At 67.1% G+C, this 19,877-nt stretch carries 21 protein-coding genes and 1 other RNA gene; 9 read left to right on the top strand and 13 right to left on the bottom strand.

Annotated elements, in window-relative coordinates; translation table 11 throughout:
• The first annotated feature begins 42 nt into the window (after nucleotides 1-42).
• Together NUU27_RS13730 and NUU27_RS13725 are read left to right on the top strand one after the other, a co-directional pair.
• The gene (locus NUU27_RS13730) at nucleotides 43-1,698 is read left to right on the top strand and encodes an FAD-binding dehydrogenase (protein WP_257762680.1); all 1,656 of its coding nucleotides are present in this window, start codon (nucleotides 43-45) and stop codon (nucleotides 1,696-1,698) included.
• Between the two features lie 18 nt (nucleotides 1,699-1,716).
• Nucleotides 1,717-2,406: a nitroreductase family protein gene (locus NUU27_RS13725; RefSeq protein ID WP_257762679.1), complete on the top strand. Its 690-nt coding sequence runs from the start codon at nucleotides 1,717-1,719 to the stop codon at nucleotides 2,404-2,406.
• 2 nt (nucleotides 2,407-2,408) lie between these two features.
• Here the strand turns inward: NUU27_RS13725 and NUU27_RS13720 are convergent, their stop codons facing one another.
• Complete coding sequence (locus NUU27_RS13720; protein WP_257762698.1) at nucleotides 2,409-4,217, bottom strand: ABC transporter transmembrane domain-containing protein; 1,809 nt, start codon at nucleotides 4,215-4,217, stop codon at nucleotides 2,409-2,411.
• A gap of 218 nt (nucleotides 4,218-4,435) precedes the next feature.
• Here NUU27_RS13720 and rpmE point away from each other — a divergent pair, with 218 nt between their 5' ends.
• Complete coding sequence (gene rpmE, locus NUU27_RS13715; protein ID WP_257762678.1) at nucleotides 4,436-4,657, top strand: 50S ribosomal protein L31; 222 nt, start codon at nucleotides 4,436-4,438, stop codon at nucleotides 4,655-4,657.
• A 34-nt stretch (nucleotides 4,658-4,691) separates the two neighbouring features.
• Here rpmE and NUU27_RS13710 read toward each other — a convergent pair whose 3' ends face one another.
• Both NUU27_RS13710 and NUU27_RS13705 read right to left on the bottom strand, forming a co-directional pair.
• Nucleotides 4,692-4,991 carry a SelT/SelW/SelH family protein gene (locus tag NUU27_RS13710; protein WP_257762677.1) on the bottom strand — a complete coding sequence of 100 codons (300 nt, stop codon included), beginning with the start codon at nucleotides 4,989-4,991 and terminating at the stop codon, nucleotides 4,692-4,694.
• A gap of 5 nt (nucleotides 4,992-4,996) precedes the next feature.
• Nucleotides 4,997-5,746: a YebC/PmpR family DNA-binding transcriptional regulator gene (locus tag NUU27_RS13705; protein ID WP_257762676.1), complete on the bottom strand. Its 750-nt coding sequence runs from the start codon at nucleotides 5,744-5,746 to the stop codon at nucleotides 4,997-4,999.
• Nucleotides 5,747-5,908: 162 nt separating this feature from the next.
• On the opposite strand from NUU27_RS13705, the gene NUU27_RS13700 reads away from it, so the two are divergent.
• A complete protein-coding gene (locus NUU27_RS13700) occupies nucleotides 5,909-6,715 on the top strand; it encodes an MBL fold metallo-hydrolase (RefSeq protein ID WP_257762675.1) in 807 nt (268 codons plus the stop codon).
• Nucleotides 6,716-6,797: 82 nt separating this feature from the next.
• Here the strand turns inward: NUU27_RS13700 and NUU27_RS13695 are convergent, their stop codons facing one another.
• The 4 genes from NUU27_RS13695 to ssrS form a co-directional block, all read right to left on the bottom strand.
• On the bottom strand, nucleotides 6,798-7,568 hold the full coding sequence (locus tag NUU27_RS13695) for a TerC family protein (protein WP_257762697.1): 771 nt from the start codon (nucleotides 7,566-7,568) through the stop codon (nucleotides 6,798-6,800).
• A gap of 67 nt (nucleotides 7,569-7,635) precedes the next feature.
• Nucleotides 7,636-8,460, bottom strand: a complete 825-nt coding sequence (locus NUU27_RS13690; protein ID WP_257762674.1) for a YmdB family metallophosphoesterase — start codon at nucleotides 8,458-8,460, stop codon at nucleotides 7,636-7,638.
• Nucleotides 8,461-8,469: 9 nt separating this feature from the next.
• The gene (locus NUU27_RS13685; RefSeq protein ID WP_257762673.1) at nucleotides 8,470-9,054 is read right to left on the bottom strand and encodes a 5-formyltetrahydrofolate cyclo-ligase; all 585 of its coding nucleotides are present in this window, start codon (nucleotides 9,052-9,054) and stop codon (nucleotides 8,470-8,472) included.
• 249 nt (nucleotides 9,055-9,303) lie between these two features.
• Nucleotides 9,304-9,459, bottom strand: a non-coding RNA gene (gene ssrS / locus NUU27_RS13680) — 6S RNA.
• A gap of 122 nt (nucleotides 9,460-9,581) precedes the next feature.
• On the opposite strand from ssrS, the gene NUU27_RS13675 reads away from it, so the two are divergent.
• From NUU27_RS13675 to NUU27_RS13665, 3 genes are all read left to right on the top strand, one after another.
• Nucleotides 9,582-10,418 (top strand): MoxR family ATPase, encoded by an 837-nt coding sequence (locus tag NUU27_RS13675; protein WP_257762672.1) that lies wholly within the window; start codon nucleotides 9,582-9,584, stop codon nucleotides 10,416-10,418.
• A gap of 89 nt (nucleotides 10,419-10,507) precedes the next feature.
• Nucleotides 10,508-10,954 (top strand): GNAT family N-acetyltransferase, encoded by a 447-nt coding sequence (locus NUU27_RS13670; RefSeq protein ID WP_257762671.1) that lies wholly within the window; start codon nucleotides 10,508-10,510, stop codon nucleotides 10,952-10,954.
• A gap of 5 nt (nucleotides 10,955-10,959) precedes the next feature.
• Nucleotides 10,960-12,150 carry a VWA domain-containing protein gene (locus NUU27_RS13665; RefSeq protein WP_257762670.1) on the top strand — a complete coding sequence of 397 codons (1,191 nt, stop codon included), beginning with the start codon at nucleotides 10,960-10,962 and terminating at the stop codon, nucleotides 12,148-12,150.
• 23 nt (nucleotides 12,151-12,173) lie between these two features.
• Here NUU27_RS13665 and NUU27_RS13660 read toward each other — a convergent pair whose 3' ends face one another.
• From NUU27_RS13660 to hemC, 6 genes are all read right to left on the bottom strand, one after another.
• Nucleotides 12,174-12,959 (bottom strand): glutamine amidotransferase, encoded by a 786-nt coding sequence (locus tag NUU27_RS13660; RefSeq protein WP_257762669.1) that lies wholly within the window; start codon nucleotides 12,957-12,959, stop codon nucleotides 12,174-12,176.
• A 7-nt stretch (nucleotides 12,960-12,966) separates the two neighbouring features.
• On the bottom strand, nucleotides 12,967-13,431 hold the full coding sequence (locus tag NUU27_RS13655) for a TerB family tellurite resistance protein (RefSeq protein ID WP_257762668.1): 465 nt from the start codon (nucleotides 13,429-13,431) through the stop codon (nucleotides 12,967-12,969).
• Nucleotides 13,432-13,493: 62 nt separating this feature from the next.
• Nucleotides 13,494-15,083 carry a heme biosynthesis protein HemY gene (locus NUU27_RS13650; RefSeq protein WP_257762667.1) on the bottom strand — a complete coding sequence of 530 codons (1,590 nt, stop codon included), beginning with the start codon at nucleotides 15,081-15,083 and terminating at the stop codon, nucleotides 13,494-13,496.
• Between the two features lie 6 nt (nucleotides 15,084-15,089).
• The gene (locus NUU27_RS13645) at nucleotides 15,090-16,529 is read right to left on the bottom strand and encodes a COG4223 family protein (protein ID WP_257762666.1); all 1,440 of its coding nucleotides are present in this window, start codon (nucleotides 16,527-16,529) and stop codon (nucleotides 15,090-15,092) included.
• Nucleotides 16,530-16,625: 96 nt separating this feature from the next.
• Nucleotides 16,626-17,336 carry a uroporphyrinogen-III synthase gene (locus tag NUU27_RS13640; protein WP_257762665.1) on the bottom strand — a complete coding sequence of 237 codons (711 nt, stop codon included), beginning with the start codon at nucleotides 17,334-17,336 and terminating at the stop codon, nucleotides 16,626-16,628.
• 3 nt (nucleotides 17,337-17,339) lie between these two features.
• Nucleotides 17,340-18,269, bottom strand: a complete 930-nt coding sequence (gene hemC / locus NUU27_RS13635) for a hydroxymethylbilane synthase (RefSeq protein WP_257762664.1) — start codon at nucleotides 18,267-18,269, stop codon at nucleotides 17,340-17,342.
• 95 nt (nucleotides 18,270-18,364) lie between these two features.
• On the opposite strand from hemC, the gene tsaD reads away from it, so the two are divergent.
• Complete coding sequence (gene tsaD, locus NUU27_RS13630) at nucleotides 18,365-19,450, top strand: tRNA (adenosine(37)-N6)-threonylcarbamoyltransferase complex transferase subunit TsaD (RefSeq protein ID WP_257762663.1); 1,086 nt, start codon at nucleotides 18,365-18,367, stop codon at nucleotides 19,448-19,450.
• Nucleotides 19,447-19,877: 2-dehydropantoate 2-reductase N-terminal domain-containing protein (locus NUU27_RS13625; RefSeq protein ID WP_257762662.1), on the top strand; the 431-nt coding region annotated here is incomplete at its 3' end. The genes tsaD and NUU27_RS13625, both read left to right, overlap by 4 nt.

The following is a 19,877-nucleotide window of genomic DNA, read 5'->3' as shown; positions in this document are numbered from 1 at the left end:
ATCGGACAGTGGCGCCTGCCGCCGATGCGGCAAGGAGGGGAGATGGCTGAAACCTTTGACGCGATCATCGTCGGCGCGGGTCTTGCCGGCCTCGTTGCAGCGGCGGAGCTGGCCGATGCGGGCCGGCGCGTCGCGATCCTCGAGCAGGAGGGGGAGAACTCGCTCGGCGGCCAGGCCTTCTGGTCGCTCGGCGGCCTGTTCTTCGTCGACAGTCCGGAGCAGCGGCGCATGCGCATCGCCGACAACCGCGAACTCGCCTGGCAGGATTGGCTGGGTTCGGCGCAGTTCGACCGCCAAGAGGATTTCTGGCCGCGCCGCGTGGCGGAGGCCTATATCGACTTCGCCGCCGGCGAGATGCGGTCCTGGCTGTACGCCATGGGCATGCGCTGGTTCCCCGTCGTCGGCTGGGCCGAGCGTGGCGGCGGCAAGGCCGACGGGCACGGCAACTCCGTGCCCCGCTTCCACATCACCTGGGGCACGGGGCCGGGCGTGGTCGAGCCCTTTGCCGCTCGTGTTCTGGCGCATGCGCGGGCCGGCAGGATCGCGCTCATGTTCCGGCACCGGGCGAGCCGACTGATCCGCAGCGGCGGCGCCGTCACGGGTGTGGCCGGCGAGGTGCTCGAACCTTCCACCGTCGATCGGGGCCAGCAATCCGGGCGCGGGATCGTCAGCGATTTCGAGCTGGCCGGTGCAGCGGTGATCGTCGCCTCCGGCGGCATTGGCGGCGATCTGGAGCTGGTGCGCAAGAACTGGCCGACCGGCCGCCTGGGACCGGCACCCAGGACAATGATCGCCGGCGTGCCGCACCATGTGGACGGCCGCATGATCGAGATCACACGGCAGGCCGGCGGCGCGACGATCAACACCGACCGCATGTGGCACTACACCGAGGGCGTGCGGAACTGGGCGCCGATCTGGCCGGGCCACGGCATCCGCATCCTGCCCGGCCCTTCCTCGTTGTGGTTCGACGCCACGGGCAACCGCCTGCCGGCGCCCTGCCTGCCGGGCTTCGACACCCTGTCGACGCTGAAGCACATCCTCGCCACGGGCTACGATTATTCCTGGTTCGTGCTGACGCAGAAGATCATCGAGAAGGAATTCGCCCTGTCGGGCTCCGAGCAGAACCCGGACCTGACCTCCAGGAGCTGGCTGAACGTCCTCAGAAGCCGGCGAGGCAAGGGCGCTCCGCCGCCCGTCGAGGCGTTCAAGGAGAAGGGTGAGGATTTCATCGTCCACGACGATCTTCCAGCGCTGGTGGAAGGCATGAACGCCCTTGCCGGCGAACCGCTGATCGCTCGCGACCGGCTGCAGGCGCAGATCGAGGCGCGCGACCGCGAGATCGCCAATCCCTTCTCCAAGGACGCTCAGGTGACGGCCATCCGCGGCGCCCGCCGCTATCTCGGCGACAAGCTGATCCGCACCGCGAAACCGCACAGGATCCTCGACCCGGCAAACGGGCCTCTGATCGCCGTTCGCCTGCATGTGCTGACCCGCAAGACCCTGGGCGGATTGCACACCAACCTCGATGGCCAGGTGCTCGATGCGGACGGCGCTCCCGTGCCCGGCCTCTATGCCGCCGGCGAGGTGGCGGGTTTCGGCGGCGGCGGCTATCACGGCTACAACGCACTCGAGGGAACCTTCCTCGGCGGTTGCATCTTTTCCGGCCGCAATGCCGGGCGACATGCCGCCGGGCGCTGAGCAGGAGGAGATGTCAGCATGACCATGCATCCGACCACGGAATACCGACCGATTCCGCTGCCCGATTACCGGGAGCATCCGATTAAGGAGATGCGGGCGCGGGCGCAAGCCTTCTACGACGAGATTCGCACCCGCCACACGGTGCGCGACTTCTCCTCGCGCCCCGTGCCGCGCGACATCATCGAAACCTGCATCAAGGCCGCCGGCACGGCGCCGAACGGCGCCAACCACCAGCCCTGGCATTTCGTCGCCATCGGCGATGCGGCGATCAAGAAGCAGATTCGGGAGGCGGCCGAGGCGGAAGAAAGAATCTTCTATGAAGGTCGTGCCGGCGAAGAATGGCTGCAGGCGCTGACGCCGCTCGGCACCGATGCCGACAAGCCGTTCCTCGAAGAAGCGCCCTGGCTGATCTGCATTTTCGGCGAGCGCAAGAGCCGCTCGGCGGACGGCGTGACGCGGAAGAACTACTACGTGCCCGAATCCGTCAGCATCGCCACCGGCTTCCTGATCGCTGCCCTGCACCGCGCCGGGCTCGCCACCCTCACCCACACGCCGAACCCGATGGGCTTCCTCAACGAGCTGTGCGGCCGCCACCCGCACGACAAGCCCTACATCCTCATGGTGGTCGGCTACCCGAAGGAAGGCGCCACCATTCCCGCGCACGCCACGGAGAAGAAGCCGCTCGAGGAAATCGCGACGTTTCTGTAAGGCTACTCCGCCGCGTCGCCGAAGCCGAACGCATCGGCACCGGCCTTGAATTGCAGGCTCGCAAGCCGCGCATAGACGCCGCCCTTGGCGACCAGCGCCGCATGCGTTCCTTCCTCGACGATCCGTCCGTCTTCCATCACGAGGATGCGGTCGGCCTTGAGCACGGTTGCCAGGCGATGCGCGATGACCAGCGTGGTGCGCCCCTTCATCAGATGCTCCAGCGCCTTCTGCACCAGGGTCTCGCTTCGCGAATCGAGCGCCGAGGTCGCTTCGTCCAGGAGGAGGATCGGTGCGTCGCGCAGGATGGCGCGGGCGATCGCGACGCGCTGCCGCTGCCCGCCGGAGAGCATCACGCCGCGCTCGCCGACCTGCGTGTCATAGCCCTGCGCCAGCTCGCTGATGAAATCATGCGCCAGCGCCGCCCTGGCCGCCGCCTCGATCTCGGCGCGGCTGGCCTCGGGCCGACCGAAGGCGATGTTCTCGGCAGCGCTCGCGGCGAAGATGGTGACGTCCTGCGGGACGATGGCCATGCGTGACCGCAGGGCCTGCGGGTCCGCCGTCCGGGCGTCGATGCCGTCGACGAGAATGCGGCCCTGGTCCGGGTCGTAATAGCGCAGCAGCAGGGAGAACACGGTCGTCTTGCCGGCACCGGACGGCCCGACGATGGCGACGGTCTCGCCCGGCTCGATCGTCAATGAAAGCCCGTGCAGGGCCGAGCGGTCGGGCCGCGCCGGATAGGCGAAGGACACCGCCTCGAACGCCACGGCTCCCCGCGCCGGCTCCGGAAGGGCGATGGGCGCGGCCGGCGCGGCGATGACCGGCTCCTCGGCCAGAAGCTCGCTCATCCGCTCGGCCGCGCCGGCCGCCTGCGAGAGCTCGCCCCACACCTCCGACAGCGCCCCCAGCGCGCCTGCCGCCAGCACCGAATAGAGCAGGAACTGACCGAGCGTGCCCGGCGTCATCGCCCCCGACAGGACGTCGCGCGAGCCGAACCAAAGGACCGCCACCACCGAGGTGAAGGTCAGGAAGATGGCAAAGAAGGTGAGGAAGGAGCGCGCCAGGATGGAGGATCGGGCGGCGGCGAAGGCGACCTCGATGGCGGCGGCAAACTTGCGCGTCACCGCCGCCTCGCCGGTGAAGGCCTGCAGCGTGCGCACGGCGCCGATCTGCTCGCTCGCATAGGCCGTGGCGTCGGCAAGCGTGTCCTGCGCGAAGCGCGAGCGGCGCCGCACCGACCGGCCGAACGCCACCAGCGGCAGCACGATGACGGGGATCGCCGCGACCACCAGCAGCGAAAGGCGCGGGCTCGTCACCACCATCATGCAGACGGCACCCAGCCCCATGATCAGGTTGCGCAGCGCCACCGAGGCGGTCGCGCCGACCGCCGATTTGACCTGCGTCGCATCCGCCGAAAGCCGTGAGGCGATCTCGCCCGACTGGACGCCGTCATAGAAGGCCGGCGACAGCTTCGTCACATGGGCGAAGACGTCGCGGCGCAGATCCGCCACCACGCGCTCGCCGAGCGTTATGACGAAGAAATAGCGGCCGGCGGAAGCCAGCGCCAGCACCGCCGCGATGACGATCAGCATGGAAAAGTAATTGGTGATGAAGACGGAATCGGATTCGGAAAAACCGTGATCGATCATCCGTCGCACGGCAAGCGGCAGCGTCAGCGTGGCGATTGCCGCAAGCACCAGGAACAACAAGGCGCCGACGGCCAGCCAGCGATAGCGCCCGACATAGGGAAACAGGCGGCGCAGCGGCTTGAGCGACCGCCGCTTCGCCGCCGCTTCCGCCGTCTCGAACGCCATGCCCGCGCGTGCCATCGCCTGCCCCTTCTTCATCGCCTCGCCGCAGCGGACAATTTGTGCACCGCTCAAGCCTTGTCTTGGCGATACACCTGATGTATAGGCTCGCCAACCTTTGTGAAGCCGTAGCCTTCCTTGGCCGCGGCTTCAAGTTTTCAAGATGGGTGCAATTGCCGCAATCGTGGGCCGATTGGCACCGGTAAAGAGTTCAGGACAGACCGATGAAAGCCGAAATTCATCCCGACTATCACTTGATCAAGGTCGTCATGACGGACGGCACCGAGTACGAGACGCGCTCCACTTGGGGCAAGGAAGGCGACACGCTGCAGCTCGACATCGATCCGTCCTCGCATCCGGCCTGGACCGGCGGCCAGCAGTCGCTCGTCGACCGCGGCGGACGCGTGTCGAAGTTCAAGCAGCGCTACCAGGGCCTGGGCATCTGATCCCACCCTCAGCGAAGCTTTCGAGAAACCCGCCTTATTCAGGCGGGTTTTTTGTTGCCGTCTTGTCGATGTGACCGAGATCGCGTTCGGGATCGATGATGTCGCGGACGCGCTGCTTCAGCGTCTTGGCATCGGGAAAGCCACCGTCGCGCTTGCGCTCCCAGATCAGGATGCCATCGCAAGTGACCTCGAAGATGCCGCCCGTTCCGGGCCGCAGGCTGACCTCGTCGAGTTCTACGGAAAAGGTGGAGAGAAGCTCCTGCGCCAGCCAGGCCGAACGCAGGAGCCATTGGCATTGCGTGCAATAGGTGATCGCAACGCGGTGCTCGCTCACGGGCGTCAGGCCGCGCTGAGCTTGGCGAGCGTTTCCTCGTCCACCTCGAAGTTGGCGTAGACGTTCTGCACGTCGTCGTCGTCTTCGAGCGTGGCAATCAGCTTGAGGATAGACTGGGCGCGCTCCTCGTCGACCGGCGTGCCGGTCTGCGGGCGCCAGATCGCCTTCACGGATTCGGCCTCGCCGAGCGAGGCTTCCAGCGCCGAGGTGACCTCGCCGATATCCTCGAACCCGCAAGTGATGACATGGCCGTTCTCGTCCGACTGGACGTCTTCGGCACCGGCCTCGATGGCCGCTTCCATCACCTTGTCCGCATCGCCGGCCGCGGCGGGATAGATGATCTCGCCGACACGGTCGAACATGAACGACACCGAGCCCGTCTCACCCAGCGAGCCGCCGGCCTTGGTGAAGGCGGCGCGGATGTTGGATGCGGAACGGTTGCGGTTGTCCGTCAGCGCCTCGACGATGACGGCGATGCCGCCCGGCCCGTAGCCCTCGTAGCGCACTTCCTCGTAGTTCTCCGCATCGCCGCCCGACGCCTTCTTGATGGCGCGCTCGATGTTGTCCTTCGGCATCGACTGCGCCTTGGCGTTCTGCACGGCAAGGCGCAGGCGGGGATTCATCATCGGGTCGGGCAAGCCGGATTTGGCGGCAACGGTGATCTCGCGCGCCAGCTTGGAAAACATCTTGGAGCGGACGGCATCCTGCCGCCCCTTGCGGTGCATGATGTTCTTGAATTGGGAATGACCGGCCATGGGCTCCTTCTCACGGTCTTTTGAAAACATCGGAATTGCCGCGCCTTATAGTGAAGATGCCGGCCAACGTCCAGAAGTGCGGAACGTCGGCGGCAGCATGGTGGAGCGGATTTCCGCCCGCACCCCGCAGAGTACCGACACCTGACGAAACGGGAGATGCCCATGACCAGCTTCCGCATGATCGCCCTCTTATGGTCGTTCCTCACTCTGTCCGCCGCCGCGGCGAGCGCCCAGACCGAGCGTCCGAGCACCTGCCTGGCGATGGCGCGCGCCCTGCCCGATGTCATCTATGCCTCGCTTTCGACACCCGCCATGGCAAATGGCGGCCCCGTCACGATCACCTATGCCGGGCATTCGACCTACATCATCGGAACGCCGGCCGGCGTGACGATCGCCACCGATTTTTCGGGCAGCTACGGCGCCACCCCGCCGCCGCGCGTCGTGACCATGAACAAGGCGCATGGGACGCATTTCACCGCCAATCCGGATCCGGCCATCGAGCATGTGCTGCCCGGCTGGAATCCCGACGGCGGGCCGGTGAAGCACTCGCTGCTGGTCGAGGACGTCTACATCCGCAACGTCACCACCGACATCCGCCGCTACGGCATGGCGGAGCCCGACGCGAACTCGATCTTCATCTTCGAGGTTGCGGGCCTGTGCATCGGACATCTCGGCCATCTGCACCACAAGCTGGAAAACGCCCACTATGCGGCGATCGGCCGGCTGGACGTGCTCATGGTGCCCATCGACGGCGGCCTGACGCTTTCCCTGGACGGCATGAGCGAGATCGCCCGCAGGCTCTCCTCCTCGGTGATCCTGCCGATGCACCGCCATTCGACCTCGCTCGGCGAGTTCACGGGCCGCATGGGCGACGGGTTCGACATCGACTTCCGCGACGCGCCCAGCATCACCGTTTCGCTCGACGCCCTGCCGCGCCGGCCGACGATCGTCATCCTGCAGGGGGTCTGAAGCCCCTCCCGCCAACGGCGAGAGGACTTGTGCCCGGGAAGGCTCCGCACCGGCGGCCGGAGCCTTCCGGTTGCCGCTCGTTCTACTCCGATGCCTGTTCGGCCAGCGCCTTCTCGCGCGCCCTCTTGCGGCGCGCCAGCATGTTGAGCCCTTCGACCAACGCCGAGAACCCCATGGCGGTGTAGACATAGCCCTTGGGCACATGGAAGCCCATGCCGTCGGCGATCAGCGTCATGCCGATCATCAAAAGGAAGCCCAGCGCCAGCATGACGACGGTCGGGTTGGCGGCGATGAAGCGCGACAGCGGCTCGGCGGCGATCAGCATCACCGTCACGGCCGCGATCACGGCGATGAACATGATGGCGATCTCGTCGGTCATGCCGACCGCGGTGATGATGGAATCGATGGAGAACACCAGGTCGAGCAGCAGGATCTGCACGATGGCGCCGCCGATGGACATGGTCACCTTTGCGCCGACCATGTTTTCCTTTCCGTCGTCGGGATCGACCGAGTGGTGGATCTCCTTGGTCGCCTTCCAGACGAGGAACAGGCCGCCGGTGATCAGGATCAGGTCCCGCCAGGAGAACCCATGGCCGAACAGCTCGAACACGGGCTCGGTGAGCTGCACGATGATCGAGATGGTGGCAAGCAGGGCAAGCCGCAGGATCAGCGCCGCGCTGATGCCCAGCCGCCGTGCCATCCTCTGCTGCTCCTTGGGCAGCTTGTTGGTCAATATGGAAATGAAGATCAGATTGTCGATGCCGAGCACGATCTCCAGCACCACGAGGGTGACCAGCGCAACCCAGGCTTCCGGGCTCGTGACGAACTCAAAATGACCGGCAAGCCATTCCATTGCTGCACCCCTCACTGGCAATTCTCGTAAACAAGTCCCGAAGAGTTAGGGGCGCCCCCCTTCAGCGTCAACGCCAGAAGGCGGGGATGGTTTCCTCGAGCCGCGGCCCTAGACGCAGCGGCGCGATCTTTTCCGTAAGGCCCGTGCTGTCGGAAATCTCCACGCCCAGCCCGCAGATCGTCGCCGGACCGTCCGCCGCCTCGAAGCGCCCCTTCGGCACCTTGGCGGTGAAACGGTTGAGCGGTTCCTCCTTGTCCATGCCGAGCGAGGAATCATAATCTCCGCACATGCCCGCGTCGGATAGATAGCCCGTGCCGTTGTTGAGGATCTGGTGATCGGCGGTCGGCTGGTGCGTGTGGGTGCCCACGACGACGCTCGCCCGACCATCGACGAAGTGGCCGAAGCACATCTTCTCCGAAGTCGCCTCGGCGTGGAAGTCGATGATCACCGCATCGGCCTGCTCGCCGAGCGGGCAGGCAGCCAGGATCTCTTCACCGCAGGCGAAGGGATCGTCCAGCTCCGGATGCATGAACACCCTGCCCATGATGTTGGAAACCAGCACGCGGGCCCCGTTGCGGGCGATGTAGACGCCCGAACCGCGGCCGGGCGTGCCCTTCGGGAAATTCGCGGGCCGCAGGAAGCGCTCCTCGCGCGGCGCGAAGGTCAGCGCCTCGCGTTGGTCCCACACGTGATTGCCGGTCGTCACCACGTCGGCGCCGGCATCCAGCGTGTTCCTGAAGATCTCCTCGGTGATGCCGAAGCCGCCTGCCGCGTTCTCGCCATTCACCACCACGAAATCGAGCTTGAGATCGGAGATCAGTCCGGGCAATTGCTCCCAGACAGCCATCCGGCCCGACCGTCCCACCATGTCGCCTAAAAACAAAAATCGCATCGCACGGTTCTATAGGTCCGACGCGAAGCGACGCAAGCCGCTTTCGGTGAGGATTTCGCCGAGCGCGACATCGTGCGCTTCGTCCGGCACGCGATCCACCTCCTGGCAATCGAAGGCGATGCCGATCAGGCGCGGCTCGCCGCCGTTGTGCTTGAGCCGGGCGATCGCCCGGTCGTAATAGCCCGCGCCATAGCCGATGCGGTGGCCGCGCCCGTCGAAGGCGGCAAGCGGGACGAGCATCAGGTCCGGATCGAGCACCGGGGCGTCGGCGGCCGGCCCCTGGGTGCCGAAGCCCATGTCGACGAGATCCGCATCGCGCATGAATTCGCGAAAGACGATGGTGGTCTTGTCGAGGATCGCCGGCAGGCAGAGGCGCGCGCCGCGCTCGGCGAGCGCCTCCATCAGCGGGCGCACGTCCATCTCGGAACGCATCGGCCAGAAACCGGAAACGACCGTGCCGGGGGCGGGGTCGAACCTGTCCGCCCACTCCGCAAGCTTCAGCCCGACCTGCGCCCGCCACAAGGCGTCCAGCGCATCGCGCCGGCCAAGCGCCGCCTGGCGCAGTTCCTTCTTGAGGTCGCGCGGGGTGGTCATGGAACGCAATCCGTGAAGGGGAATGCACGGCGTGCCCCCCTCTGGCCTGCCGGCCATCTCCCCCTCAAGGGGGGAGATTGGCTGGCATCGATGCCTCGCGCACCCGCGGATGCAGCTTGGCGCATCCGCAAATGCCGTCCAATCTCCCCCCTTGAGGGGGAGATGTCCGGCAGGACAGAGGGGGGTGCGCAGGGGCTCGACATGCCGGCACGATAGGCGAGCCGGCGGCATCGGGAAAGGAAGAAAACAGAGCGATCCACGACGACCGATGGAATGTCGATCCCGGGAACCTACAAAGTAGGTGGGCGCCGTGTGACCGAGCCCACGGGCAAGGCCAGGAACAACTCCCTTAAGGATCGATAAGGCCCCGGGGATAAGTTTTCCTGTCGGGAAGCGCAGACCGCCGTCGCCAATATAGGCTTCCGCCCGGCGCTCCGCCAGAGGCATTCGTGCTCTTGCGCTCGCAATGTCCACCTCATAGTTTCGCGGTACCGTTTCGACTTGAACAAACCAGGGGACTGGAGCGCATGCGTTTCGAAGGCACGGCGGACTATGTCGCCGACAAGGATCTGATGGTGGCCGTCAACGCGGCGATCGCGCTGGAACGCCCCTTGCTGGTCAAGGGAGAACCCGGCACCGGCAAGACCGAGCTGGCGCGCCAGGTGGCGGCAAGCCTCGGCCTCGACCTGATCGAATGGCATGTCAAGTCGACGACGCGCGCCCAGCAGGGCCTTTACGAATACGATGCCGTTTCGCGCCTGCGCGACAGCCAGCTCGGCGACGAGCGCTTCAACGACATCACCAACTACATCAAGCGCGGCAAACTGTGGGAAGCCTTCGCCGCCCGCCGTAAGACCGTGCTCCTGATCGACGAGATCGACAAGGCCGACATCGAGTTCCCGAACGATCTGCTGCAGGAACTCGATAAGATGGAGTTCTTCGTCTACGAGACCGGTGAGACGGTGCGCGCCGACATCCGCCCGATCGTCATCATCACCTCCAACAACGAGAAGGAGCTGCCCGACGCCTTCCTGCGCCGCTGCTTCTTCCACTACATCCGCTTTCCCGATCCTGAAACGCTCACCCGCATCGTCGAGGTTCATTATCCGGGCATCAAGCAGAAGCTGGTTTCGGCGGCGCTCAGCCAGTTCTACAAGATCCGCGACATGGCGGGCCTGAAGAAGAAGCCGTCGACCTCCGAGGCGCTCGACTGGATCCGGCTGCTCGTGGCGGACGACATCCAGCCGGAAGACCTGCGGGTCGACGCGAAGAACGCCCTGCCCCGGCTGCACGGCGCACTCCTCAAGAACGAACAGGACGTGCACCTGTTCGAAAAACTCGCCTTCATGGCGCGGCGTCAATAGGAGCAGGCGCAAAGCCTCCGGGCCACTGGCCCTTGCTGGACACGGTCGGCGCGAAAACAGTGATGGCACTTTCAGCAGGGGAAAAATCCATGACCGACATCACCATCCGCCCGCTTACGCCTGCCGACCAGCCGCAATGGCGCCGGCTGTGGACGGCTTATCTGGAGTTCTACAAGACCAGCGTGCCGGAAGAGGTCTATGCCTCGACCTGGAAGCGCCTCTTCGATGATGGCGAATACGAGCCGAACGGCCTGATCGCCGAGGTCGACGGCAAGCCGGTCGGCCTCGTGCATTACATGTTCCACCGGACCTGCTGGGCCGTTGGCAACAATTGCTATCTGCAGGATCTGTACGCCGATCCGGAAATCCGCGGCAAGGGCATCGGGCGGGCGCTGATCGAGGCGGTGTACGAGAAGGCCGATCAGAAGGGCGCCGCGAATGTCTACTGGATGACCCAGGACTTCAACGAGACCGCCCGTAAGCTCTATGATCGCATCGGCAAGCTGACGCCGTTCATCAAATACCAGCGAAACTGAGGCCCATGTTCATCCCCTTCTTCCTCGAGCTGAAAGCCGCGCGCGTGCCCGTCTCGCTGCGCGAGTTTCTGTCGCTGCTCGAGGGGATGGAAAAGGATCTCGTTACTTACGACGTCGAGGGCTTCTATTATCTGGCGCGCGCCGCGCTGGTGAAGGACGAGCGCCACATCGACCGCTTCGATCAGGTTTTCGGCCATGCCTTCAGGGGCGTCGAGGCCGTCTCGGGGAGCGATGCCGTGGACGCGCAGGCGATTCCGGAAGACTGGCTGAGAAGGCTCGCCGAGAAGCACCTGACGGAAGAGGAAAAGAAGCTTGTCGAAGCGCTCGGCGGCTTCGACAAGCTGATGGAGACGCTGAAGAAGCGGCTCGAGGAGCAGAAGGGCCGCCACCAGGGAGGCAGCAAGTGGATCGGCACCGCCGGCACCTCTCCCTTCGGCGCCTATGGCTACAATCCGGAAGGCGTGCGCATCGGCCAGCATGAATCGCGCCACCGCCGCGCCGTGAAGGTTTGGGACAAGCGCGAGTTCCGCAATTTCGACGACACGGTGGAGCTCGGCACGCGCAACATCAAGGTCGCGTTGAAGCGGCTGCGGCGCTGGGTGCGCGAGGGCGCCGAGGAGGAATTCGACCTGCCGGGCACGGTGCAGGCGACCGCCGAGCATGGCTATCTGGACGTGCAGACGCGGCCGGAGCGGCGCAATGCGTTGAAGCTCCTGATGTTCTTCGATGTGGGCGGCTCGATGGACGATCACATCGGGATCGTCGAGGAGCTGTTCTCGGCCAGCCGCGCCGAGTTCAAGCACATGGAATATTTCTACTTCCACAACTGCCTTTACGAAGGCGTCTGGAAGGACAACCGCCGGCGCCATTCGGAAGTCGTGCCGACTTACGACGTGCTGCACAAATACGGCTCCGACTACAAGGTGATCTTCGTCGGCGACGCATCGATGAGCCCTTACGAGATCGCCTATCCGGGCGGTGCGGTCGAGCACTGGAACCAGGAGGCCGGCCATGTCTGGATCTCCCGCGTCCTCGCCCAGTGGCCGAATGCCGTATGGCTCAATCCGGTGCCCGAGAAGCACTGGGGCTTCACCCACTCCATCCAGATGCTGCGCGACCTGTTCTCTGACCGCATGTATCCGCTGACGCTTTCGGGGCTGGAGACGGCGACGCGGGAATTGTCACGCAGGCACTGAAATCAAGGACACGGCGGCCAGCCTCACGCCACGCCGCGGCGGCCCACCATGCGCTGACCGGGCATGCGCCGGCCCTTGGCCTCGTCGCCGGCGGTGAGCCGTGCCGCACCCTCGCCGCCGAAGATCAGGTGCAGGAACTCGACGAGCCACTGCTTCAGATGCCGATCCCAGATCAGCCGCCCTCCCAGGTGGTCGCGCCCCTGCTGGGCGCCGGGCATGACGAACCGATGCGCGCCGCGCACCACCCAGCGCTGCATCATGGCGCGGGTCAATTCGGCGTGGAACTGCACGCCCCAGGCGTTCTCCCCGTAGCGGAAGGCCTGGTTCGGGTAGTGATCCGCCGTGGCAAGCAGCGTCGCATCGCGCGGCAGGGAGAAGCCCTCGCGATGGAACTGGTAGACCATCTCCGGCCAATGCAGGAGGTGGCGCCCCTCGTCCGTCGCCCGCAGCGGATACCAGCCGATTTCCACCAGGCCGTCGTCATGGCCGTTCACATGGCCGCCGAGATGCTTGACCAGCAATTGCGCGCCGAGGCAGATGCCGAGGAAAGGCTTGTTCTCCCTGAGCGGCACGGACAGCCAGTCCGTCTCGCGCCGCACATATTCCTCGTGATCGTTGGCGCTCATCGGCCCGCCGAACACGACGGCGCCGGCGTGATCCTCCAGCGTTTCCGGCAACGCCTGTCCGAGCGGCGGGCGGCGTATGTCGAGCGAAAAGCCGCTCGCCTGCAGCACCTGGCCGACACGACCCGCGCTCGACGTTTCCTGATGCAGAACGATAAGGATCTTTCGGCTTGGGTCGGGCTCCATGGGCAGGCTATTCTTCGCTGTTCTTCTCTTGCACTTTCTGGCGCAGCAGCACACGGTCGCGGTTGTCGACGCCGATCAGCTCGGCCACGCGCCAGACGAGATTGTCTTCCAGCTCGTGCATTTCCCCGTCGGCGAAGACGATATCCCACATCAGCCCAATAAACTGCTTCCGCGCCTCAGCGTCCAGATGCCGTTTCAGGACGCTGGTGAAAGCGTAGAGGTCGACCGCCTCCTGCTCCGCCTGTTCGCCGGCCTGCAGGAGACCTTCCAGCTCCGCGCCGCTGACATTGTAGGTTTCCGAAAGACTCTTCTTGAGCCGCTTCATCTCCGCTTCGTCGCGGATGCCGTCGGCGTCGAGCACGTGGAACAGCAGCGCTGCTGCCGCCACGCGCGGATCGTCCTCGGGGCGCAGGCGCTTTTCCCGCCCTCCGCCGGGAATGTCTTTCAGGAAAGAGAGAAAGCGATCGAACATGGGAAACAGGCCGGTGTCATGAGTGTTTGAGGCGGAGCGCCGGGAACGGCGACCGTTGGTTCCTAAAATAGGCGGAAGCCGCTCTGCGTCGAGCCGTCGGCTTCGTCAGGATCGATGCCCGGATCGTCCGGAGGTGGCGGAGAAACGGGTTTTTGGGCGTCGCCGCCATTGCCGTTGGGCGCCGCAGCCTTCTCGACGGCCGGGGCCGGCTTCGCCTTCGGTTCCGGCTTTTCAGCCGGGGGCTCGGGCTCGATCACCACTGGCTCCGCCTCGGCCGGCGCTTCGGCTTTTGTCTCCAGCCTCGGCGGGGCGGCGATGGCGGGCGCCCGGGCGAAGTCCTCCTCGCCCTCGATCACCTGTGCCAGCCGCTCCATCGGCACGCGCCATTCGAAAGCGTCGAGCTTGCCGGTGACGGGCGAGATCGGCGCCCATTGCTCCGAGACGTAGCCGTCGGCCACCCAGGCCGGATCGCGCGGCGCGCGAAGAGCCTTCGACAGCCAGTGCCGCACCCGGCCCTGGTCTCCGGTCTCGGCCTCCTCGACATCCGCCATCAACAGGTAGACGGCTTCGCGCGGGCCGAGCCGCGCCGCAGTCTCGCACGCCTCGCGCGCCAGCTTGTACTCGCCGGCATCGAGCGCCGCGCGGCCGACGACGAGGGCCGATTCGGCATTGTTCTGGCGCAACTGCTCGAGCTTTTTGGCGCGCGCCAGCCGATCATGCGCCGAATCCCCCGGCCGGGCGTGGAGATAGATGTCGGCGACCTCGGGATGCGGCTCCTTCTTCCAGACCGTCTCCAGAACCTTGGAGCCCTTGCGCAGCTCGTTCTGGCGAAACAGGGCGCGCGCCGCCGTCACCGCTGCCGGGACGAAATCCGGCCGCAACCTGTGGGCCTCCAGCGCGGCGGTGCGGGCGCCCTGGGGATCGCCGTCGAGCAGGTCCATGGCCTTGGCCGTGAGCAGCACGGCCCGGCGGCGCGCCACGCTGTCGCGCTCGGCCTGACCGGACGACTTGCGCGCGTCGAGCAGCTTCAGCGCCCCGTCCCAGTCGCCTTCACCGGTCTTGCCCTCCAGCGCGGCGTTCGCCGCCCAGGCGAGCTGGGGCGCCGCCTCGGCGGCCCGCTCCGCATAGTGGCGCGCGGCCTCGCGCTCGCCGAGACGCTCGGCCTCGAGATAGAGCCCGCGCAGGCCGAGAAGGCGCATCTCCGGATCGTCGAGCATGGCGGTGAACTTGTCGCGCGCGGCCTGCCGGTCGCCTTCCAGGAGAGCCGCCTGGGCGTCGAGCAGGTGGATCAGCGGCTCCTGGTCCGACGAGATCAGCTTCGCCGCCTGCTGGCTCATGCGCCGGGCAAGCCCGCCATCGCCGGCCCCGGCGGCGATCATGCCGGTGGACAGGGCCTGATAGCCCCGGTCACGACGGCGCACGCGAAAATAGCGCGCCACGGTGTAGGGGCTCGTCCAGATGCTGCGGATCAGCCACCACAGCAGCATCACCATCGCCACGATGGCGACGATCGCCGCCGCCGCCGTCATCAGCGTCAGCTCGTAGCGGTTTCCCGCGAAGATCAGCTCCAGATCGCCCGGCCGCTCCGCCAGCCAGGCGAAGCCCAGGCCGAGCACGAAGACGATGGCAAGATAGAAAAGGATGCGAAACATCGGCGCCTATGCCCCCTTCAGCGCATCGGAGAGCGCCTTGTCCAAAGCTGCGTCGACGGCCTGCCGCGCTTCGAGCTTTCTCGCGAAGTCGGCGGCCGCTTCCTTGCCGGCCTCCGGCAGGGAAGCATATTCGGCAAGCGCCTTGCCGTAGTCGTTGGCGATCACCGCGGCCTCCATGCGCGCGGCAATTGCGGAGGGCTCGCTGCCCTCGACCTCGCCGACCGGCCGCACCACCACCAGCGAGCGGGCGCTCGCCAAGAGATTGTCGATGATGCCGCCGTCGCCGGCTGCGGCACGGTCGGTCGCCGCGACGATGCGGCTCGCCGCCTTCGGCGCTTCGATCGCCAGCGCAGCGCGGCTCGGCAGGCCCGCTTCGGCATAGGGGCGCAACGGCGCCAGCGCCTCGACCGCGCCCGGCGAGGCGATCGCCGCATAGGTCTCGAGCTCGTTGGAAAAGGACGCGCCGCGTTCGACCGCCGATTTCAGCGCGGTGGCGGCGATCACCTGCGCCACCTGCGAGGCGCCGCCGCCTTCCTCCAGCCTTGCCTTCAGAGCGTCGACCTCGCCACGCAGATCGGCGATCGCCGCCGCGTTGTCGGACGCGGACCTGGCCGCTGCATCGGCGGCAGCGGTGATCTTGTCGGCGCCCGCCTGAAGCTCCGAGACCTGCCTCGAAACGGCCTCGTTCGCAGCGCCCTGGCCAGAAGCTCCCTCACGCTCCTCCAGCGTTGCTACCCGCGCCGCCAGCGCCTCCAGGCCCGCCCCCTCGCCGGCCGACCCGGAAGAGACCGCTTCCTGCAGCGCGGACAGTTGCGCGCCGAGTTCGGAAACGCGCCCATCGAGCGAATTCGCCAGCTGCCTCGCCTCGTCAAGCGCCGCGTCGGCCTGCCCGTCGCCGCCGGTCTCAATGCGGCTCTGCTGCTCGTCGAGCCTGTTTTCCAGCGCCGCCAATTGCTGGCGCAAAGTCTCGACGGCTGGATCCGCGGTCCTGGGTTCCGGCTTCAGGCCGGGCAGGACGCCCGACCACTGCAGGCCCGCGGCCAGGGCAAGCGCGACGGCACCGCCGGCAATGCCCGCCCCCAGCATGCCCCCGGCACCTCCACCGCGAGGCGCATTCGGCGTCTGCGAGGGCTTGGGCGCGCCGGTGCCGGCGCTGGCCGCCGCGGCTTCCGCCCTCGGCTGTTCACCGGTGCTTGCCCGACCAAAACCGCTCGGCTTGTCCCCGGCGGCGGAATCGGGCTTGGAGACCGTCTCCGCCTTGGCCCGAGGCGTCCGTGCCGCGCCCCCGGCCGGTTCGGCCTTCACAGGCCCGGCCGCCGTCGCCGCGGCATCCTTTGCCGGTTCGCTCTTGTCCACCTCTTCACGCTTCACCTGATCCGGCTCCAGATCGATGGTCACCGGTTCCCGCTGTGTTTTCGAATGACGCGTTCTCGGCGTTTTGACCATCAGGCAACTCCGCTGGCAAGGGGCAAATCGGGCACTGTGTGCGGTGCATATAAAGTCCTATCATACCCTGGCGTGGTGAAAACAGGGTGGTTGCGATCAGCCGTCCTCCTCGAAAAGGGCAAGCAGGCTCTCTTCCGTCGGCGAAACGGCGATCCGCTTCCTCTCCGGCGCCACAGACACCATCGCATCGGCGATGCGGCGCGACAGGCAATAATAGGTCGCGCCGGCGAGTTTCGCCCCGACGGTGGATCGCGCCGCCAGCCGGCGAAGCTGCTCGGCACCGTTGATCGAATGGACCAGCACCGCATCGATCCCGCCCTCGCCGAGCGAAGCGGCGATTTCGGCATCCGGCGGATCATAGGGCAGCGTGTCGTAGGTCTCGACCACCCGCACGCGGTGTCCGGCCTCACGCAGCCGCGTTTCCAGAACGCCGCGCCGCACCCGCCCGCACAGCACGGTCACATGACAGGGCGCGGGAAAGGCCGCATCAATGTGCCGGGCGAGCCTCTCGGCATCGCCCGCATCCTCATCGATCACCTTGAGGCCAGCGCGCCGCGCCTCTGCGCCCGTGCGCTCCCCGACGGCGAAAACCGGCTTGCCGGCAATCTCCGCGAGCAGTCCTTCGGGCGCACGGCGGATCGCATTGGCGCTCGTCACGGCGATCGCATGGGCCGGCACGGGTTCCATCTCGACCGGCAGCGGGACGATCTTCGTCAGCGGCAGGACGAGCGGCTTGAAACCGAGGGCGAGCAGCCGCTGGGCGGTTTCGGAAGCGCCGGGTTCTGACCGCGTGACCAGCACCCGCATCGGTCAGGACCAGCCGTCGAAGAACCCGGCACCGGCTTTCCTGCGCACCGCCGCTCCGGCATCGGCGCCGATGCGCACGGCATCGGCCACCTTGCCGTCGACGGCGATCTCGTGGACCTCCTGGCCATCCGGCGACAGCACCATGCCGGAGAAGTGCAGGGCATCGCCCGCGGCCCGTGCGAGGCCGGCGATCGGGGTGCGGCAGGAACCGTCGAGCGCCGCGAGGAAGGCACGCTCGCAGGCAAGCTCGGCGCCGGTCGGCGCATGGTGAATTGCCGCCACCATCGGCCCGATGCGCCGATCGCCGACACGGCTTTCGATGCAGATCGCGCCCTGGCCGAGCGCCGGCGGAAAGTGTTCCACGTCCATCACTTCGCCGGCCACATGCGCCATGCCGAGCCGCTTCAGCCCGGCCAGGGCCAGCAGCGTCCCATCGGCCTCGCCCGCCTCCAGCTTGCGCAGCCGGGTCTGGACGTTGCCGCGGAACATGCCGACCTGAAGGTCCGGCCGCAGCCGCAGCACCAGCGCCTGACGGCGCAGCGACGAGGTGCCGAGCCGGGCGCCGTGCGGCAGGTGTTCGAGGCTCGCCACAGAGCGGCCGATGAAAACGTCGCGCACGTCCTCGCGCTCGAGAAAGGCGGAAATCTCCAGCCCGTCCGGCAGCACGGTGGGCATGTCCTTCGAGGAATGCACCGCGAGGTCGATGCGACCATCGATCAGCGCCTCCTCGATTTCCTTGGTGAACAGCCCCTTGCCGCCGGCCTGCGACAGCGGCCGATCCTGGATGCGGTCGCCCGAGGTGGAGATGATGACGATCTCGAAGGCTTCCTCCGGCAGGCCGTGCGCGGCCATCAGCCGGGCGCGCACCTCCGCCGCCTGTGCCATCGCCAATGCGCTGCCGCGCGTGCCGATCTTCACCACATCAGTTTGCATGCCGTCGCGTCCGTGCTAACCCGCATCCAAAGACCGGATGCACCTCTCCCCTACCGAGGATTGGCCGCGACGGCAACATGAACGGGTAAGGCTGAATGACGCGCGTTCTTGGCATCGAGACGAGTTGCGACGAGACGGCGGCGGCGGTCGTCGGCGACGATGGCGGCGCGCCGGCCATCCTGTCGAACGTCGTCCTCAGCCAGATCGCCGAGCATTCGGCCTTCGGCGGCGTGGTGCCGGAGATCGCCGCGCGCGCCCATGTGGAGGCGCTGGACGGGGTGATCGAGGCAGCTCTTGCCGAGGCGGGATGCACCCTTTCCGACATCGACGCCATCGCCGCCACCGCGGGTCCCGGCCTGATCGGCGGGTTGATCGTCGGCCTGACCACGGCGAAGGCGGTGGCGGCCGCCGCCGGCAAGCCCCTGGTGCCGGTCAACCATCTGGAGGGCCATGCGCTGACCGCGCGCCTCACCGACGGGCTCGAGTTCCCCTATCTCCTGCTGCTCGTCTCCGGCGGCCACACGCAGATCGTGCATGTCGAAGGAATCGGCCGCTACGCACGCTGGGCCTCCACCATAGACGATGCGCTGGGCGAGGCCTTCGACAAGACGGCGAAGCTGCTCGGCCTCCCCTATCCCGGCGGCCCCAGCGTCGAACGGGCGGCGGCATCGGGGAACGCCCGGCGCTTTGCCTTTCCGCGCCCGCTGAAGGGCGAGGCGCGGCCGGATTTCTCCTTCTCCGGCCTGAAGACGGCCGTGCGCCGCGCCGCGACGGAGCTTGCCCCCTTGAGCGAGGCCGACATCGCCGACATCTGCGCCTCCTTTCAGGCCGCCGTGACCGAGACGCTGGCCGACCGCGTCAGGAAAAGCCTCGAGCGCTTCCGCAAAGAGCACGCGGCGCTGGACGAGCCGGCACTCGTCGTGGCGGGCGGCGTCGCCGCCAATCAGGCGATCCGGACGGCGCTGGAAGCCTTGTGCGGCGAGGAAGGCTTCCGCCTCGTCGCTCCGCCGCTGAAACTGTGCGGCGACAATGCCGCGATGATCGCCTGGGCAGGCATGGAGCGGCTTGCTGCCGGGCTTGCCGGGGACGATGCGCTTTCCTTTGCGCCACGGCCGCGCTGGCCGCTCGACGAAGCTTCCGCACCCTTGTTCGGCGCGGGGAAAAGGGGAGCGAAGGCATGAGCAAGGGCTGGACCATAGCGGTGCTCGGCGCCGGCGCCTGGGGCACCGCGCTGGGTGCGGCGATGCTGACGGCGGGCCACCGCGCAAGGCTGTGGGCGCGCGATGCGGCACTTGCCGAGACCATCGTCCAAACGCATCGCAACGAGCGCTACCTGCCGGGCATCGACCTCGACCCGCGGCTCGCCGCGACCGCGGCCATGGGGGATGCCCTGCGCGATGCCGATTGCGTCCTTGCCGTGACGCCGGCGCAGACCCTGCGTCCGGTCCTGGCCGCGGCTCGCTCGCACATGCGCCAGGGCGCGCCGGTGGTGCTTTGCGCCAAGGGCATCGAGCGCGAGACCGGCCGGCTGATGTCGGAGATCGCCGCCGAGGCGCTGCCGGACAATCCGGTCGCGGCCCTGTCCGGGCCGAGCTTCGCGGCCGACCT

The sequence above is a fragment of the Nitratireductor sp. ZSWI3 genome (assembly GCF_024655565.1).
GTDB lineage: Bacteria > Pseudomonadota > Alphaproteobacteria > Rhizobiales > Rhizobiaceae > Nitratireductor.
This window is presented reverse-complemented; position numbering and strand designations above follow the sequence as displayed.